Source organism: Streptomyces sp. NPDC090077 (assembly GCF_044747545.1).
GTDB lineage: Bacteria > Actinomycetota > Actinomycetes > Streptomycetales > Streptomycetaceae > Streptomyces.
On sequence record NZ_JBIVEG010000010.1, the window covers coordinates 38,448 to 53,836 of the forward strand.

Genomic DNA, 15,389 nt, shown 5'->3' on the forward strand with positions numbered 1-15,389 from the left:
CCCCGGACGGACGCGGCCGCGTTGCGGGGCGGGCGGAGCCGGGTTCGACTCGGGCCATGAGCACCGACCAGCCGCCGCCGGGCGACCGGCCCGAGGACGACCCGTTCCTCAAGAAGCCCCCGGAGCCGACGCCTCCGCCGGGCGGTTCGCCGTACGGCTCGCCGCCCCCCGGTGGCGGCGGCTACCCCCCGCCCCCGCCTCCCGGCGGCGGCGGATATCCGCCCCCGCCTCCGCCCCCGCCCCCGTACGGCGGCGGGCCCGGAGACCCGTACGGCGGCGGGGGCGGCTACGGCATGCCGGACCCGCTCGCCGGGATGCCCCCGCTCGCCGACTTCGGCAAGCGGCTCGCCGCGCGCGTGATCGACACGCTGATCGTCGGCGTACCGCTGTTCCTCGTCCAACTGCCCTTCGGGAACCGGCGTTACGTCGTGGACACCGACAAGGGCGAGGACGTCACCGAGGTCATCTCGAAGTCGTACGGCGGCTCGGGTCTGGTGTGGACGCTGATCGCGATCATCGCGTACGTCGGCTACGACTGGTGGCTGACGAAGAAGAACGGCCAGACCGTCGGCAAGAAGGCGATGGGCCTGCGCGTCGCGATGCTCAACGACGGCAGCGTGCCGCCGTCCGGTCCCGCCCTCGGCCGCGCCGCCGTGCTCTGGGTGCCGACGCTGGTGTGCTGCTTCTGCCTGTGGCCGCTCGCGCTGATCGTGTCGATGCTCGTCGACAAGCCGTACCGGCAGGCGCTCCACGACAAGGTGGCCAAGACGGTGGTGGTCACCGCGACCTGAGCCGACGTCCTACGAGGGCACGCGCGGGCGGCCGACCCCGGTGGGGGGCGGCCGCCCGCGCCGGTGTGCGCTCAGTGGTGGACGGGGTGGTCCGCGGAGGCCGTCCGGGGCTCGGGCACCCGGGAGGCACCCGCCCCCGCCGCCGACCCGCCCCGCGCGGCGGAAGCCGCCGCCGGCCCCCCGGGCGAGCCCGCGGCGGCCGCCTGAGCGCCGCCCCGCCGCGCCGCGTGCCGGCCGCGCCGCCGCGGGATCGGCACGGTGAGGGCCACCAGCAGCCCGAGGGCGAGCGCGGCGGCGGAGATGACGGCGACTCCGATCCCGGTGCTCGTCTGCGAGAGCAGCAGCATGGCGATCGTGGACACGACGACGGTGGCGGAGCCGTAGGCGAGCTGTGCGGCAGTCGGACGCGGCATGGCGTTTTCCGTCCTCAAGGCGTGGAGGGGGGAGTCGCATCGACAGATCGCGCACGCGTCAAGTGACTCCCGAAAGGGATGCCCGGACGGAGCAACAGGTAAGCGTGGCCTTACTCACGGTGTCGGGGCACGGGGGGCGCACGGCGTCGCACACCCGGTCGCGGGACCCCGCAAGCGGAGGCCTTCGCCCCGGATGGGCCCGTATGGCGACGGAACGTCCGAATAGCGGAACTCGCTGACCGCATAGTGCAGTTGTAAGGAAGAAGTCAAGGTCTGTCTTTTCTTTAGACTCTCCGGTCAAATGTCGTCACTTGAGACGCGCGCCGCGCGGAACCCCCCACTCCTACGGAGATGTTCCGACCTACGTCGCGGCCGCGGGAGGGGAACGACATCAAGTGACCGGAAACTCCACCAGGCGTCGCGCGCTGCGCGCCGCCGCCGTCGGCGTGACCCTGGCCGCGACCGCGGCCACCGGCGCCTTCTTCACCACGGCCCAGGCCACCACCGCTTCGGGCAACGCCCCGGCCGCGGACAAGCAGGACCCGAGCTCCCCCGCGAAGGAGCAGGTCCAGCACAACCTCGAAACCCCGTTCAGCAAGCAGAACGCGCAGGCGCGTGAAGCCGCCCTTGACCAGGTGCTGGCGGGCAAGAAGAACGTCGAGCAGCGGGGTGCCTCGAAGGTCGTCAAGCTCGACGACAAGAAGTACGTCGAGCTGGGCCGCGAGAAGACCGACAAGATCTTCACGATCCTGGTCGAGTTCGGCGACCAGGTCGACAACACGACCATGATCGACCCGGACGGTCCCGGCCCGCTGCCGGCCGAGCCGAAGTACGGCGGCACCCCCGGTCCGCTGCACAACACGATCGCGCAGCCCGACCGCGCGACCAACAACAGCACGGCCTGGCGCAAGGACTTCAGCCGCGACTACTTCCAGGACCTGTACTTCGGTACGGGCCAGGGCAAGGACTCGCTCAAGACCTACTACGAGAAGACCTCCTCGGGCCGCTACTCGGTCGAGGGCGAGGTCGCCGACTGGGTCAAGGTCCCGTACAACGAGGCCCGTTACGGCTCGAACTGGTGCCGGCAGACCAACTGCAACAACGTGTGGGACACCGTCCGCGACGGCGTCACCGCGTGGACCGAGGCGCAGAAGAAGGCCGGCAAGACCGACGCCCAGATCAAGGCCCAGCTGGCGCAGTACGACCAGTGGGACCGCAACGACTTCGACGGCGACGGCAACTTCAACGAGCCCGACGGCTACATCGACCACTTCCAGATCGTCCACGCGGGCGAGGACGAGTCGGCCGGCGGCGGCGCGCAGGGCAAGAACGCGCTGTGGGCGCACCGCTGGTACGCGTACGGCACCGACCTCGGCAAGACCGGTCCGGAGAACAACAAGGCCGGCGGTACCCAGATCGGCAACACCGGCATCTGGGTCGGCGACTACACGATGCAGCCGGAGAACGGCGGCCTCGGCGTCTTCGCGCACGAGTACGGCCACGACCTCGGTCTGCCGGACCTCTACGACACCTCCGGCGGCGGCGAGAACTCGGTCGGCTTCTGGTCCCTGATGTCGGCGGGCTCCTGGCTCGGCAACGGCAAGGACTCCATAGGCGACCTCCCGGGCGACATGACCGCCTGGGACAAGCTCCAGCTGGGCTGGCTGAACTACGACACGGCCAAGGCCGCGACGAAGTCCACCCACAAGCTGGGCGTTTCGGAGTACAACACCAAGGACAAGCAGGCGCTGGTCGTCGAGCTGCCGAAGAAGCAGGTCAAGACCGACATCGTCGCTCCCGCCGAGGGTTCCTCGCAGTGGTGGAGCCAGATGGGCGACGACCTCAAGAACACCCTGACCCGCACGGTCGACCTGACGGGCAAGAAGTCCGCCGCCCTCTCCCTCAAGGGCTGGTGGGACATCGAGGCCGAGTACGACTTCCTCTACACCGAGGTGTCCACGGACGGCGGCGCCACCTGGCACGCGCTGGCCGGCACCGCCGACGGTGCGGCCATCCCGGCCGACGCCTCCGGCAGCCCGTCGCTGACCGGCACCTCCGGCGCCTGGAAGTCCCTGAACTTCCCGCTGGACGCCTACGCGGGCAAGAAGGTCGACCTCCGCTTCCGCTACCAGACGGACGGCGGCGCGGGCGGCAAGGGCTTCACGGCCGACGCCGTCACCCTGACCGCGGACGGCACCGCGCTGTTCACCGACGGCGCCGAGAACGGCGACAACGGCTGGACCGGCAAGGGCTTCGAGCGCATCGGCTCGGGCTTCACCAAGGAGTACCCGCAGTACTACATCGCGGAGAACCGCCGCTACGTCTCGTACGACTCCACCCTCAAGGTGGGCCCGTACAACTTCGGCTGGGCCAACACCAAGCCGGGCTGGGTCGAGCACTACCCGTACCAGGACGGCCTGCTGATCTGGCTGTGGGACAAGTCCCAGAAGGACAACAACACCAGCCAGCACCCGGGCCAGGGCCTGATCCTGCCGATCGACGCCAACGCCAAGCCGATGAAGTGGTCGGACGGCACCCTGCTGCGCAACAAGATCCAGCCGTACGACGCCACCTTCAGCGCGTACTCGACGGACGCGTTCACCCTGCACAACAAGGGCGAGTCGCTCTTCGTCAAGCCGAAGCCCGCGAACCTGGTCTTCGACGACCACAAGGGCAAGTACTACTACGACGAGAACCCGACCGGCTCGGTGAAGGTCACTGACACCAACACCAAGATCAAGATCGCCAAGGAGACCTACGACGGTCTCCAGATGACGATCGAGGTCGGCCCCGCCGCCAAGTAATTCGGTAAAGCCGCAGGTCAAAGCATGATCGGCCGTCGCCCTCTAGCGGGCGGCGGCCGATCGCGTTTAGATGCGGGGGCGACTGTTCTTATTGACGGGGGAGCTGAGGATCATGCCCGGTGGAGGTTTCGTCAGATTGCCAGGCGGCAGCGTGGTGGTCGCGCTCACGCTGCCGAGGCCGTCCGGCGACGGCGGCGACGTGCGCGTGCTGGTGCACGCCGTGAACCGGGCCCGCGCCCTGACCAGGCTGCGGAACCTCGGGATGCGGGCGGTGTACCTGAGGGGCAACGCGCAGCCCCCCACCCCGGACGAGATCACCGCCGTCCTGCACCACCCCGACGGCCTGCTGTGGCGGGGTGCCCCGGACCCCGGGCAGGAGCTCTGGCACCCGATCCGGGCCCTCCTGGGCGGCTGAGCGGGCTCCGCCGCGCTCAGCCGCCCAGGAGGGCCACGCCGGCCGCCCGGAGCTCCTCCAGCGCCTTCTCGGTGGTGTGGGGGGCCACGGCGGCCGTCAGGTCCAGCAGCACGCGGGTGGTGAACCCGGCGCGGGCGGCGTCGACGGCGGTGGCCTTCACGCAGTGGTCGGTGGCGATGCCGACCACGTCGACCTCGTCCACCTGCCGCTCGCGCAGCCACTGGGCGAGGCCCTGGCCGTTCTCGTCGGTGCCCTCGAAACCGCTGTACGCGGCCTCGTAGGCGCCCTTGTCGAAGACGGCGGCGACGGCCCCGGAGGCGACGGCGGGAGCGAAGTTCGGGTGGAACCCGACGCCCTCGGTCCCGGCGACGCAGTGCACCGGCCAGGACGTCTCGTAGTCCGGCTCGGCCGGGGGCCGGGCGAAGTGGGACCCCGGGTCGACGTGGTGGTCCCGGGTCGCCACGACGTGCCGGTAGCCGGCCGTGGCGTTGCCGATCAGCTCGGTGATGGCGGCGGCGACGTCGGCCCCGCCGGTGACCGCGAGGCTGCCGCCCTCGCAGAAGTCGTTCTGTACGTCGACGACGATCAGTGCGCGGTGCATGTCGCGTGTCCTTCGGGTCGGTGTCCGGTGGTGCGGTGCGGTGCGGCGGGCCCTGCGGGTGCTCTTCCCCCACCCCGCCCCCACCCGAAACTGGGGCTCCGCCCCGGACCCCGGCGGCCGAATCCGGCCCCGCCGGTGTTCGAGGCGCTGGGGGAGGGTCTGGGGGCGGAGCCCCCGGGAAGGGGTCCGGGCGCAGCCCCGGGCCCGCCGTACGGAGCCCGGTGCTGCGGGCCCGGACCCCGGGAGGCGCCCCGGCGCAGAGCCGCGCGTCACGGAGGAGCGGCCCGCCGGGCCGGGCGCGGGCGGCGGGTCAGGAAACGGCCTCCGTCGGGATGACGGCCTCGCCGCGGGAGAGCTGGGTCGCCGAGAGCGGGAGCCCGGCCCGGGCCGCCCGGTGGCGGTCGCGGGCGGCCTCCAGCGGCTCGCGGGCCACCACCTCGCCCGCCTTCACCAGCTGCACCAGCAGCTGCGAGCTGGCCAGCGCGGCCGGAACCGGTCCGGTGCCGACGACCTCGGCCTCCGCGATCCCCTCGGCGTCCCGCCGGCGCGCCGCCCACTTGCGGCCGCCGACGGAGGTCTTGCCGCCCGAGGACTTCTTCGCCACCGGCACCAGCGGCGCCTTCGGGTCGGCCGAGGCCGCCCGCGCGACCAGCTTGTAGACCATCGAGCAGGTCGGGTGCCCGCTGCCGGTCACCAGCTGGGTGCCCACCCCGTACGCGTCCACCGGCGCCGCCGCCAGCGAGGCGATGGCGTACTCGTCCAGGTCGGAGGTGACCACGATCCGGGTCCGCGTCGCGCCCAGCTCGTCCAGCTGCTGCCGCACCCGGTGGGCGACCAGCAGCAGGTCGCCGGAGTCGATGCGCACCGCGCCCAGGTCCGTCCCGGCGACCTCGACGGCCGTCCGTACGGCCTCCGCGACGTCGTAGGTGTCCACCAGCAGGGTGGTCCCGCTGCCCAGGGAGGCCACCTGTGCGGTGAAGGCGTCCCGCTCGGTGTCGTGCACCAGGGTGAAGGCGTGCGCCGAGGTCCCGACCGTCGGGATGCCGTACCGGAAGCCGGCCGCGAGGTCCGAGGTGGAGGTGAAGCCGCCCACGTAGGCGGCCCGCGAGGCGGCGACCGCGGCCAGCTCGTGGGTGCGGCGCGCGCCCATCTCGATCAGCGGGCGGTCGCCGGCGGCCGAGGCCATCCGGGAGGCGGCCGCCGCGATCGCGGAGTCGTGGTTGAGGATCGAGAGGATCACCGTCTCCAGCAGCACGCACTCGGCGAAGCTGCCCTCGACCCGCAGGAGCGGCGAACCGGGGAAGTAGACCTCCCCCTCCGGGTAGCCCCAGATGTCACCCGAGAAGCGGTACGAAGCCAGCCAGTCCAGCGTCCGCATGTCGACGACGGCCCGCTCCCGCAGGAACTCCAGCACCGCGGCGTCGAACCGGAAGTTCTCCACGGCGTCCAGGACGCGCCCGGTACCGGCCACCACCCCGTAGCGCCGCCCCTCGGGCAGCCGCCGGGTGAAGACCTCGAAGACCGAGCGGCGTTCGGCGGTGCCGTTCGCCAGGGCGGCCTGCAGCATCGTCAGCTCGTAGTGATCCGTGAAGAGCGCTGTCGACGGCACGTCCACCGGCAGGCCCAGGTCCGCAGGGTTCATGCCACGGATGCTAGCGCACATTTCGTCAAAGTGACGAGATGTAGGGGCCCGTTTGTGCGACAGGCCCGTCACAGTGGCAGCATGGGACGAGTGAGTGTTGCTCCCATTGAGATCGAACGCACCGAATCCGCCGAGGAGACCTTCGCGGTCCCCGAACCGGACGTCCCGTGGGTGACCCTGGTGCACAACGACCCGGTCAACCTCATGAGCTACGTGACGTACGTGTTCCAGGCGTACTTCGGCTACCCCAAGGACAAGGCGACCAGGCTGATGATGGACGTCCACAACAAGGGCAAGGCGGTCGTCTCCAGCGGCACGCGTGAGGAGATGGAGCGCGACGTGCAGGCGATGCACGGCTACGGGCTCTGGGCGACCCTCTCGCAGGACCGCAACTGATGGGCGGCGTGTTCGAGTCGCTGAAGGGCGGCGGCGCCGCGGTGGCCCTGGACGAGATCGAGATCTCCATCCTGCGCTCGCTGGCCGTGCAGCTGCTGGAGCTGATCGGCCCCGGCGAGCCGGAGCCCGAGCCGGACGCCGACCCCCTCGCGGTGCTGTTCGCCGCCTCCGACGGCCCCACCGAGCCCCCGTCCGACCCGGCGCTGGCCCGGCTCTTCCCCGACGCCTACGGCGGCCCCGGCGGCCCGGGGCAGAAAGAGGACCCCGAGGAGCTGCGGGCCCGCTCGGCGGAGTTCCGCCGCTTCACCGAGAACGACCTGCGCACCCGCAAGCGGGAGGACGCGCTGGCCGTCGTGCGCAGCCTCGACTCCCTCACCCCGGCCGGCGACGGTGCGGCGGTGCTGAAGCTGACCGGCGAGCTGCCGCTGCGCTGGCTCGGCGCGCTCAACGACCTCCGGCTGACCATCGCGGCCCGGCTGGAGATCACCGAGGACGACGAGAGCGCGGTGCTGTTCCGGCTGCCGGACGACGACCCGCGCAAGCCGATGGTCATGGCGTACCTCTGGCTGGGCGGGCTCCAGGAGACGCTCATCGAGACCCTCTGAGGACGTCAAGGGGAGGTGAGCGTTCGCTCAGCGGACGCTCAAATCCGGATAACGATCAGATCACCACCATGCGGTGATCTGACGCATTTCCACCGCCATGTCCTGATATTGCCGTGCCCTGCGCCACTTTTCCGCCCTTCTCCGGCCCACGGGCACGTGATAGATCTTCACGACCGCCGACGGGACGCCACCCATGTCCTCCGGCCCGCTTGAACCGGCTGACCGCCGGCGTGCAACTCCATCCGTATCCGGGGGGATCGAGGAACCCGATCCGCAGCCGTTCCAGGCGCGGGTCGGCGTGGAGAAAGGCGCACCAAACATGACCTCTGTGCAGGTCGAGCAGCACGACATGACGCCCGGCGAGGGCGGTCAGGGCGAGGGCGACGGGGAGGGTTACCACCGGGCGCTCGGAGCCCGCCAGATCCAGATGATCGCGATCGGCGGAGCCATCGGCACCGGCCTGTTCCTGGGCGCCGGCAAGGCGATCTCCAAGGCCGGACCGAGCCTGATCCTGGCCTACGCCATCGCCGGACTGGTCATCTTCTTCATCATGCGGGCCCTGGGCGAACTGCTCATGTACCGGCCCGTCTCCGGTTCCTTCTCGGACTACGCCCGCGAGTTCCTGGGCCCGTTCTGGGGCTACGTGACCGGCTGGACCTACTGGCTGTTCTGGGTGGTCACCGGCATCACCGAGGTCACGGCGGCCGCGCAGTACATGTCCTACTGGACCCATGACAGCTTCCCGCAATGGGCCTACGCGCTGATCTTCACCGTCATCCTGTACGGCGCCAACCTGATCTCCGTGAAGCTCTTCGGCGAGCTGGAGTTCTGGTTCTCCATGGTCAAGGTCACCGCCATCGTCGGCATGATCCTGATCTGCGCCGGCATCCTCACCATCGGCTTCTCCGACGCGGCCGACACCGCCACGGTCAGCAACCTGTGGAACGACGGCGGCTTCTTCCCCAAGGGAATCGGCGGCACGCTGATGACCCTGCAGATCGTGATGTTCGCCTTCCTCGCGGTCGAGCTGGTCGGCGTCACCGCCGGCGAGTCCAAGGACCCCGAGAAGACGCTCCCCAAGGCCATCAACACCGTGCCGTGGCGCATCGCCGTCTTCTACGTCGGCGCGCTGATCATGATCCTGTCGGTCGTCCCGTGGACGCACTTCCAGCCGGGCGTCTCGCCCTTCGTGGCCGCCTTCGAGCGCATGGGCCTCGGCATCGGCGCCGCCATCGTCAACTTCGTGGTGCTGACCGCAGCCCTGTCCTCCTGCAACTCGGGCATGTACTCCACCGGCCGCATGCTGCGCGACCTCGCGCTCAACGGCCAGGGCCCCAAGTTCTTCACCAAGCTCACGAAGAACGGCACCCCGCTGGTCGGCACCACCTTCTCGGCCTCGCTGATGCTGGTGGGCGTCTGGATCAACTACGTCGCCCCGGGCAAGGCCTTCGACTACGTCGTCTCCTTCGCCACCATCTCCGGCATGTGGGCCTGGATCATGATCCTGGTCTGTCAGATCCGCTACCGCGCCAAGGCGGACCGCGGCGAGCTCCCGCAGTCGGCCTTCCGGGCCCCCGGCGCCCCGTGGACCAGCTGGTTCGCCCTGCTGTTCATCGGCATGGTCATCGTGATGATGGGCATGGACAAGGACGCCCGCGTCTCGCTCTACTGCGCCCCGCTGTGGGGTCTGCTGCTGGGCCTGACCTACCTGGCGTCCAAGCGCCGCGGCGAGGACGGCGGCACCTCCACGAAGGTTTCGCTGAGCGTCGACGTCTGACGCCACCGGCTCCTGTCCACCATTCGGGCCCTCCCGTACCAGTCCTCGGTACGGGAGGGCCCGTCTGCTTATCCTGTGGCCCATGCTGACCCTCACCCAGGCCCTGTACGACCAGATCGTCGAGCACGCCCGCAAGGACCACCCGGACGAGGCGTGCGGCGTCGTGGCCGGCCCGGCGGGCACCGGCCGTCCCGAGCGGTTCATCCCGATGCTCAACGCGGCCCGCTCGCCCACGTTCTACGAGTTCGACTCGAAGGATCTGCTCAAGCTCTACCGCGAGCTCGACGACCGGGACGAGGAGCCCGTGATCGTCTACCACTCGCACACCGCCACCGAGGCCTACCCCTCGCGCACGGACGTCACCTACGCGAACGAGCCCGGCGCCCACTACGTCCTCGTCTCCACGGCCGACCAGGACGGCCTCGGCGAGTTCCAGTTCCGCTCCTACCGGATCGTCGACGGCGTGATCACGGAGGAAGAAGTGCAGGTCGTGGCCGCCTACTGACCAGTATGTGAGCCGACGGCGTCCACGATGCGGGATCACACTCCAAACACCGGACCGGGAATCGTTAACATGACCGCATGGTTTCCCACGACGTGAGCATCGAGACGCCCGGCAGGCTGCTGCTCGTGGCGCGGCTGCACGTCGACCTGTGCCGCCTCGCCAGCGCCATCTGTCCTGCCGTCTGAGCACCGGGCCCCTTCCGCGCGGGGGCAGCACCAACGCGCGCCCGCACACTTCTTCGCCCCTTCACGACACTGGAGCCCGCCATGGCCATCGAGGTCCGCATCCCGACCATCCTCCGCACCTACACCGACGGCGAGAAGGCCGTGAACGGCGAGGGCGCCACCCTCTCCGAGCTGTTCGCGGACCTGGACACCCGTCACCAGGGCATCGAGGCGCGCATCGTCGAGGACGGCAAGCTGCGCCGCTTCGTGAACGTCTACCTCAACGACGAGGACGTCCGCTTCATCGACGGCATCTCCACCGCCCTCAAGGACGGCGACAGCGTCACCATCCTCCCGGCCGTGGCCGGCGGCTCGAAGTAATGCGCTACGACTCCCCGCTCGCGGCGGTCGGCAACACCCCGCTCGTGCGCCTGCCGCGACTGTCCCCCTCGGAGGACGTCCGGATCTGGGCCAAGCTGGAGGACCGCAACCCGACCGGCTCGATCAAGGACCGCCCCGCGCTCCACATGGTCGAGCAGGCGGAGAAGGACGGCCGCCTGTACCCCGGCTGCACCATCCTGGAGCCCACTTCCGGCAACACGGGCATCTCGCTCGCGATGGCCGCGAAGCTCAAGGGCTACCGGATCGTGTGCGTGATGCCGGAGAACACCTCGCAGGAGCGCCGCGACCTTCTCGCGATGTGGGGAGCCGAAATCATCTCGTCGCCGGCCGCGGGCGGTTCGAACACCGCCGTGCGGGTGGCGAAGGAACTGGCCGAGCAGAACCCCTCCTGGGTGATGCTCTACCAGTACGGCAACCCGGACAACGCGGGCGCCCACTACGCCACCACCGGCCCGGAGATCCTCGCCGACCTCCCGTCGATCACCCACTTCGTGGCGGGCCTGGGCACGACCGGCACCCTCATGGGCGTCGGCCGCTACCTGCGCGAGAACGTCCCCGGAGTGAAGATCGTCGCCGCCGAGCCGCGCTACGACGACCTCGTCTACGGCCTGCGCAACCTCGACGAGGGCTTCGTCCCCGAGCTGTACGACGCCTCGGTGCTCACCACCCGCTTCTCGGTGGGCTCGGCCGACGCGGTCACCCGCACCCGCGAACTCCTCCAGCAGGAGGGCATCTTCGCGGGCGTCTCCACCGGAGCCGCCCTGCACGCCGCGATCGGCGTGGGCCGCAAGGCGGTCGCCGCCGGGGAGTCCGCCGACATCGTCTTCGTCGTGGCCGACGGCGGCTGGAAGTACCTGTCGACCGGCGTCTACACGGCGGCGACGACCGAGGAGGCCATCGAGGTCCTCCAGGGGCAGCTCTGGGCCTGAACGGCCCCGCCGCACACCCCGCGCCCGCCGCACGCACGCCCCGGAGCCGGGGGACGCACACCGCGTCCCCCGGCTCTGCGCGTCCCCCCGGGATTCACCCGTTCGGCCCCCACGGGTCGCCCGGCCGGACGCGCTCCCGCACGCTCGGAACCGACCGGTTTCCCAGCAGCAGGAAGGTCGTCGCCATGACCACCACCCCGGGCGGAAAGACCCCCTCAGCCCCTGTCCAGGGGCAGGGCTCGACGAGCGCGTGGGCCGGCGGGGGCGTGATCTTCGCCGGCGTCCTGATGACGGTCGGCGGTGTCGTCAGCGTCTTCGAGGGCATCGCGGCCCTCGCCAAGGACGACATCTACGTCCCCATCGGCGACTACACGTTCAAGTTCAACCTCACCTCGTGGGGCTGGATCCACATCATCCTCGGCGTGATCGTCTTCATCGTCGGCGTCGCGATCCTCAAGGGCCTCCACTGGGGCCGCGTCGCCGGTGTGGTCGTGGCGGCCCTCTCGATCCTCCTGCACTTCCTGTGGCTGCCCTACCAGCCCCTGTGGGGGCTGATCTCGATCGCCTTCGGCGTCTTCATCATCTGGGCCCTGTGCACGGACGACCGGTCCCACACGGTGATCTGACGCCCGCCCCCGAGCCCCCGGCCCCTCCGCCGCGCCCGCCGCACCCCGCCGGGCGCGGCGGCACGTCGGACGGGGCGGCGCGTCGGACGGGGCGGCGCGTCGGGCGGAGGCGGCACGTCGGGCGGGGTCGCGCCGGGTCAGCGACCGGGCCGGCCCCCGTCGGCGGTCAGCAGCCCGGCCAGCACCGCGGCATGGCTGCCGGCCGGGTCCTTGACCGCCGTCAGCAGGGTCAGCGGGCCCGCCGCGGCGAGCTCCCGCAGCCGGGCCAGCTCCGCCAGCGCCGCGGGATCCGCCAGCTCCGCCTCGTACCGCTGCCGGAACTCCTCCGGCGCGCCCCCCGCGTGGAACCACTTCCGCAGCTCCGCCGACGGGGTCACCGCCCGCGGCCACTCGTCCACCGCGGCCGCCTCCTTCGACAGCCCGCGCGGCCACAGCCGGTCCACGAGCACCCGCACGCCGTCCGCCCCCGGCTCGGGGGGATCGTAGACACGCCGCAGCCGGATCACCCCGTACCGCCTCCCAGCCCCTTGGCCTCGTCCCACAACACCGGGTCCAGTGTCCCCACCGGCGCACGGAACTCCCACAGCGACACTTCCTCGGGCCGGTCCGCCTCCAGGAATCCGCCCCGCCCGTGCCGGCCGGCCAGCCCCGGCGGCAGCGGGATCACCCCGGCCCGCCGGTCGTCGTACTTCCCGACGATCCACGCCACCCGCGCCCGCTCCCGGTGCGTCCGTACGGCCAGCACCAGGCAGGTCCGGCCGTCCGCCAGCCGCCACAGCTCACCCGGCCGCACCCGCGGCGGCGGAGCCGGCCCGTGGGGCGGGGGCGCCACCGTCACCGCCGTGGCCCGCCGGGGGAGCAGCACCACCACCGCCACGGCGACCGCCGCCAGTACGGCGGGCCACCACGACGTGTCCATATTCCGACCGTAGCCGCGGACGCGGCCCCCGGCGCGGCAACGCCCGTGCCCCCGTCGCTCCCCCGGGTGACAGCACAGGTGATTCCCCCCACAACGGCCCGCCGCGGAGGAGCGACCGGAGGTTTCGCGCCTTACGCTCGACCCACGCACGGCCCGCATTCCGTCCACGGACCGTCCCCGGAGGTTCACGCTCCATGAAGCTCACCGTCGTCGGCTGTTCGGGGTCCTTCCCGGCCGCGGATTCGGCATGTTCGAGCTATCTCGTCGAGGCCGACGGCTTCCGGCTGCTCCTCGACATGGGCAACGGTTCCCTCGGCGCGCTCCAGCGCCACTGCGGTCTCTACGACCTCGACGCGGTCTTCCTGAGCCACCTGCACGCCGACCACTGCATCGACATGTGCGCGTACTTCGTGGCCCGCTACTACCGGCACGAGGGCGGCCGCTGCGGAACCATCCCCGTCTACGGTCCCGAGGGCACCGAACAGCGCCTGACCACGGCGTACGAGGACGTCCCTGACGAGCGGTCGATGAGCGAGGTGTTCGACTTCCGCACCCTGAAGTCCGCCGTGTTCGAGATCGGCCCCTTCACGGTCCGCACGGAGCGGGTCTGCCACCCGGTCGAGTCGTACGGCATCCGCATCGAGCACGGCGGGCGCGTGCTCACGTACTCCGGTGACACCGGGGTCTGCCCCGAGCTGGGGGCGCTGGCTCAGGACGCCGACCTGTTCCTGTGCGAGGCCTCCTTCACGCACGGCAAGGAGGACATCCCGGACCTCCACCTCAACGGCCGCGAGGCCGGCGAGTACGCGCGCGACGGGCGGGTCGGACGGCTCGTGCTGACGCACATCCCGCCGTGGACGGACGCCGCGCAGAACCTCGCGGACGCCCGCGCGGTCTTCGACGGCCGCGTCGACCTCGCGCACGCGGGCGCCGTGTACGAGGTCTGAGGCCCCGCCCCTCCCCGAACACGACGGAGCCCCCGCCCTCCCTTCCGGGAGAGCGGGGGCTCCGTCGCGTAGTTGCCGCCTACGAAACTGCGGGGTTACTTGGCCTCGGCCTTCGCCAGCTCGGCGAGCTCCTCGTCGGACTCGCGGCCCGGCGTCGGGAGGTTCCACTTGGTGATCGCGAAGCGGAAGATCGAGTAGTAGAGGGCCGCGAAGCACAGGCCCACCAGGACGAGCATCCACGGCTTGGTCGCGATGCCCAGGTTGAGGAAGAAGTCGATCGCGCCGGCGGAGAAGCCGAAGCCGTCCTTCATGCCGAGCGCCCAGGTCAGGGCCATGGACACACCGGTCAGGACCGCGTGGACCGCGTACAGCGCCGGGGCGATGAACATGAAGGTGAACTCGATCGGCTCGGTGACACCGGTGACGAACGCGGTGAGCGCGAGGGAGAACATCATGCCGCCGACGACCTTGCGGCGCTCGGGGCGGGCGCAGTGGACGATCGCGAGGCAGGCCGCCGGGAGGGCGAACATCATGATCGGGAAGAAGCCGGTCATGAACTGTCCGGCGCTCGGGTCACCGGCGAGGAAGCGGCCGATGTCGCCGCTCTTGCCGTTGTACTCGCCCGCCTGGAACCACGGGAAGGAGTTGAGCAGGTGGTGCATGCCGACCGGGATCAGCGCACGGTTGGCGACACCGAAGATGCCCGCGCCGACGGCGCCGGAGCCGACCAGCCACTCGCCGAAGCCGTGGATGCCCTTGCCGAGGACCGGCCAGATCAGACCGAAGACGATGCCGATGAACAGACCCGCGAAGGCGGAGAGGATCGGGACCAGGCGGCGGCCGCCGAAGAAGCCCGCCCAGTCCGGCAGCTTGGTCCGGTAGAACTTCTGGTACAGCAGGGCGACGACGATGCCCATCACGACACCGCCGAGGACCTTGGCGTCCACGGGCGCCTCGACCATGACGATCTTGCCGTCGGCCACCTTGGCGATCTTCGGCAGGCTCGGGTCGGTGAAGGTGGCGAGCACCTTCTGGAAGACCAGGTAGCCGGTGACGGCGGCCAGGGCCGTCGAACCGTCGGCCTTCTTGGCGAAGCCGATCGCGATGCCGACGGCGAACAGCAGCGCCATGTTGCCGATGATCGCGTCACCACCGGCCGCCATGTAGGTGGCGATCTTGTTGATGAAGTCCGGCAGCGACGCCTTGCCGAGCATGTCGTCCTGGCCGAGGCGGATGAGCAGAGCGCCGGCCGGCAGCACGGCAACGGGGAGCATGAGGCTCCGGCCGATGCGCTGCATGACGGCCATCACGCCAGCGCCCTTCTTCTTCTCCGCAGCGGTCGCTGTGGACATGGGTTCCTCCAGAGGACAAGGCGCTGCCTGGGGACATGGAAAAATGGGGGTGGCGGCGTCTCGGAAATGGGGGACCACTGGCTGCTCGGCAGCTGCATGGT

Annotated in this window: 18 protein-coding genes; 12 read left to right on the plus strand and 6 right to left on the minus strand. The window is 70.7% G+C overall.

The window, feature by feature from the left end:
* Positions 1-56: 56 nt before the first annotated feature.
* A complete protein-coding gene (locus tag ACIPW5_RS18530) occupies positions 57-791 on the plus strand; it encodes an RDD family protein (RefSeq protein ID WP_401245868.1) in 735 nt (244 codons plus the stop codon).
* A 71-nt stretch (positions 792-862) separates the two neighbouring features.
* Here the strand turns inward: ACIPW5_RS18530 and ACIPW5_RS18535 are convergent, their stop codons facing one another.
* Positions 863-1,204, minus strand: coding sequence for a hypothetical protein (locus ACIPW5_RS18535; protein ID WP_401245870.1), 342 nt, complete (start codon positions 1,202-1,204; stop codon positions 863-865).
* Between the two features lie 395 nt (positions 1,205-1,599).
* On the opposite strand from ACIPW5_RS18535, the gene ACIPW5_RS18540 reads away from it, so the two are divergent.
* Together ACIPW5_RS18540 and ACIPW5_RS18545 are read left to right on the plus strand one after the other, a co-directional pair.
* Entirely contained in the window at positions 1,600-4,008 is a 2,409-nt protein-coding gene (locus ACIPW5_RS18540; RefSeq protein WP_401245872.1) for an immune inhibitor A domain-containing protein, read from the plus strand.
* Positions 4,009-4,120: 112 nt separating this feature from the next.
* Entirely contained in the window at positions 4,121-4,423 is a 303-nt protein-coding gene (locus ACIPW5_RS18545; protein ID WP_042800953.1) for a hypothetical protein, read from the plus strand.
* Between the two features lie 16 nt (positions 4,424-4,439).
* Here the strand turns inward: ACIPW5_RS18545 and ACIPW5_RS18550 are convergent, their stop codons facing one another.
* Both ACIPW5_RS18550 and ACIPW5_RS18555 read right to left on the minus strand, forming a co-directional pair.
* On the minus strand, positions 4,440-5,024 hold the full coding sequence (locus ACIPW5_RS18550; RefSeq protein ID WP_401245874.1) for a nicotinamidase: 585 nt from the start codon (positions 5,022-5,024) through the stop codon (positions 4,440-4,442).
* Positions 5,025-5,334: 310 nt separating this feature from the next.
* Positions 5,335-6,666, minus strand: coding sequence for a nicotinate phosphoribosyltransferase (locus ACIPW5_RS18555; protein WP_401245876.1), 1,332 nt, complete (start codon positions 6,664-6,666; stop codon positions 5,335-5,337).
* A gap of 81 nt (positions 6,667-6,747) precedes the next feature.
* Here ACIPW5_RS18555 and clpS point away from each other — a divergent pair, with 81 nt between their 5' ends.
* From clpS to ACIPW5_RS18595, 8 genes are all read left to right on the plus strand, one after another.
* Positions 6,748-7,062, plus strand: a complete 315-nt coding sequence (gene clpS / locus ACIPW5_RS18560) for an ATP-dependent Clp protease adapter ClpS (RefSeq protein WP_362470342.1) — start codon at positions 6,748-6,750, stop codon at positions 7,060-7,062.
* Positions 7,062-7,667: a DUF2017 domain-containing protein gene (locus ACIPW5_RS18565; RefSeq protein ID WP_401245878.1), complete on the plus strand. Its 606-nt coding sequence runs from the start codon at positions 7,062-7,064 to the stop codon at positions 7,665-7,667. The genes clpS and ACIPW5_RS18565 overlap by 1 nt, the downstream gene beginning before the upstream one ends.
* A 319-nt stretch (positions 7,668-7,986) precedes the next feature.
* Positions 7,987-9,444 carry an amino acid permease gene (locus ACIPW5_RS18570; protein ID WP_401245880.1) on the plus strand — a complete coding sequence of 486 codons (1,458 nt, stop codon included), beginning with the start codon at positions 7,987-7,989 and terminating at the stop codon, positions 9,442-9,444.
* Between the two features lie 82 nt (positions 9,445-9,526).
* Positions 9,527-9,949 (plus strand): Mov34/MPN/PAD-1 family protein, encoded by a 423-nt coding sequence (locus tag ACIPW5_RS18575; RefSeq protein ID WP_007264348.1) that lies wholly within the window; start codon positions 9,527-9,529, stop codon positions 9,947-9,949.
* 77 nt (positions 9,950-10,026) lie between these two features.
* Positions 10,027-10,134, plus strand: a complete 108-nt coding sequence (locus ACIPW5_RS18580; protein WP_312847437.1) for a putative leader peptide — start codon at positions 10,027-10,029, stop codon at positions 10,132-10,134.
* Between the two features lie 81 nt (positions 10,135-10,215).
* A complete protein-coding gene (locus ACIPW5_RS18585; protein ID WP_007264347.1) occupies positions 10,216-10,494 on the plus strand; it encodes a MoaD/ThiS family protein in 279 nt (92 codons plus the stop codon).
* A complete protein-coding gene (locus tag ACIPW5_RS18590; RefSeq protein ID WP_401245883.1) occupies positions 10,494-11,444 on the plus strand; it encodes a PLP-dependent cysteine synthase family protein in 951 nt (316 codons plus the stop codon). Before ACIPW5_RS18585 ends, ACIPW5_RS18590 begins: the two co-directional genes overlap by 1 nt.
* A 185-nt stretch (positions 11,445-11,629) precedes the next feature.
* Positions 11,630-12,070 carry a hypothetical protein gene (locus ACIPW5_RS18595; protein ID WP_401245884.1) on the plus strand — a complete coding sequence of 147 codons (441 nt, stop codon included), beginning with the start codon at positions 11,630-11,632 and terminating at the stop codon, positions 12,068-12,070.
* A 137-nt stretch (positions 12,071-12,207) separates the two neighbouring features.
* Here ACIPW5_RS18595 and ACIPW5_RS18600 read toward each other — a convergent pair whose 3' ends face one another.
* Positions 12,208-12,576 carry a DUF488 domain-containing protein gene (locus tag ACIPW5_RS18600; RefSeq protein WP_401245886.1) on the minus strand — a complete coding sequence of 123 codons (369 nt, stop codon included), beginning with the start codon at positions 12,574-12,576 and terminating at the stop codon, positions 12,208-12,210.
* A complete protein-coding gene (locus ACIPW5_RS18605) occupies positions 12,573-12,989 on the minus strand; it encodes a hypothetical protein (RefSeq protein WP_401245887.1) in 417 nt (138 codons plus the stop codon). Before ACIPW5_RS18605 ends, ACIPW5_RS18600 begins: the two co-directional genes overlap by 4 nt.
* A 194-nt stretch (positions 12,990-13,183) precedes the next feature.
* Between ACIPW5_RS18605 and ACIPW5_RS18610 the strand changes: the two genes are divergently transcribed.
* Entirely contained in the window at positions 13,184-13,936 is a 753-nt protein-coding gene (locus ACIPW5_RS18610; protein ID WP_401245889.1) for an MBL fold metallo-hydrolase, read from the plus strand.
* 95 nt (positions 13,937-14,031) lie between these two features.
* Here ACIPW5_RS18610 and ACIPW5_RS18615 read toward each other — a convergent pair whose 3' ends face one another.
* Positions 14,032-15,288 (minus strand): PTS transporter subunit EIIC, encoded by a 1,257-nt coding sequence (locus ACIPW5_RS18615; RefSeq protein ID WP_401245891.1) that lies wholly within the window; start codon positions 15,286-15,288, stop codon positions 14,032-14,034.
* Between the last annotated feature and the right edge of the window lie 101 nt (positions 15,289-15,389).

Bases quoted from the DNA above. Each gene is read 5' to 3' on its own strand.
- ACIPW5_RS18530 (WP_401245868.1), top strand. From the start codon at position 57: ATGAGCACCGACCAGCCGCCGCCGGGCGACCGGCCCGAGGACGACCCG.
- ACIPW5_RS18555 (WP_401245876.1), bottom strand. From the start codon at position 6,666: ATGAACCCTGCGGACCTGGGCCTGCCGGTGGACGTGCCGTCGACAGCG.
- ACIPW5_RS18580 (WP_312847437.1), top strand. From the start codon at position 10,027: ATGGTTTCCCACGACGTGAGCATCGAGACGCCCGGCAGGCTGCTGCTC.
- ACIPW5_RS18545 (WP_042800953.1), top strand. From the start codon at position 4,121: ATGCCCGGTGGAGGTTTCGTCAGATTGCCAGGCGGCAGCGTGGTGGTC.
- ACIPW5_RS18610 (WP_401245889.1), top strand. From the start codon at position 13,184: ATGAAGCTCACCGTCGTCGGCTGTTCGGGGTCCTTCCCGGCCGCGGAT.
- ACIPW5_RS18605 (WP_401245887.1), bottom strand. From the start codon at position 12,989: ATGGACACGTCGTGGTGGCCCGCCGTACTGGCGGCGGTCGCCGTGGCG.
- ACIPW5_RS18570 (WP_401245880.1), top strand. From the start codon at position 7,987: ATGACCTCTGTGCAGGTCGAGCAGCACGACATGACGCCCGGCGAGGGC.
- clpS (WP_362470342.1), top strand. From the start codon at position 6,748: ATGGGACGAGTGAGTGTTGCTCCCATTGAGATCGAACGCACCGAATCC.
- ACIPW5_RS18595 (WP_401245884.1), top strand. From the start codon at position 11,630: ATGACCACCACCCCGGGCGGAAAGACCCCCTCAGCCCCTGTCCAGGGG.
- ACIPW5_RS18565 (WP_401245878.1), top strand. From the start codon at position 7,062: ATGGGCGGCGTGTTCGAGTCGCTGAAGGGCGGCGGCGCCGCGGTGGCC.
- ACIPW5_RS18535 (WP_401245870.1), bottom strand. From the start codon at position 1,204: ATGCCGCGTCCGACTGCCGCACAGCTCGCCTACGGCTCCGCCACCGTC.
- ACIPW5_RS18575 (WP_007264348.1), top strand. From the start codon at position 9,527: ATGCTGACCCTCACCCAGGCCCTGTACGACCAGATCGTCGAGCACGCC.
- ACIPW5_RS18615 (WP_401245891.1), bottom strand. From the start codon at position 15,288: ATGTCCACAGCGACCGCTGCGGAGAAGAAGAAGGGCGCTGGCGTGATG.
- ACIPW5_RS18550 (WP_401245874.1), bottom strand. From the start codon at position 5,024: ATGCACCGCGCACTGATCGTCGTCGACGTACAGAACGACTTCTGCGAG.
- ACIPW5_RS18590 (WP_401245883.1), top strand. From the start codon at position 10,494: ATGCGCTACGACTCCCCGCTCGCGGCGGTCGGCAACACCCCGCTCGTG.
- ACIPW5_RS18585 (WP_007264347.1), top strand. From the start codon at position 10,216: ATGGCCATCGAGGTCCGCATCCCGACCATCCTCCGCACCTACACCGAC.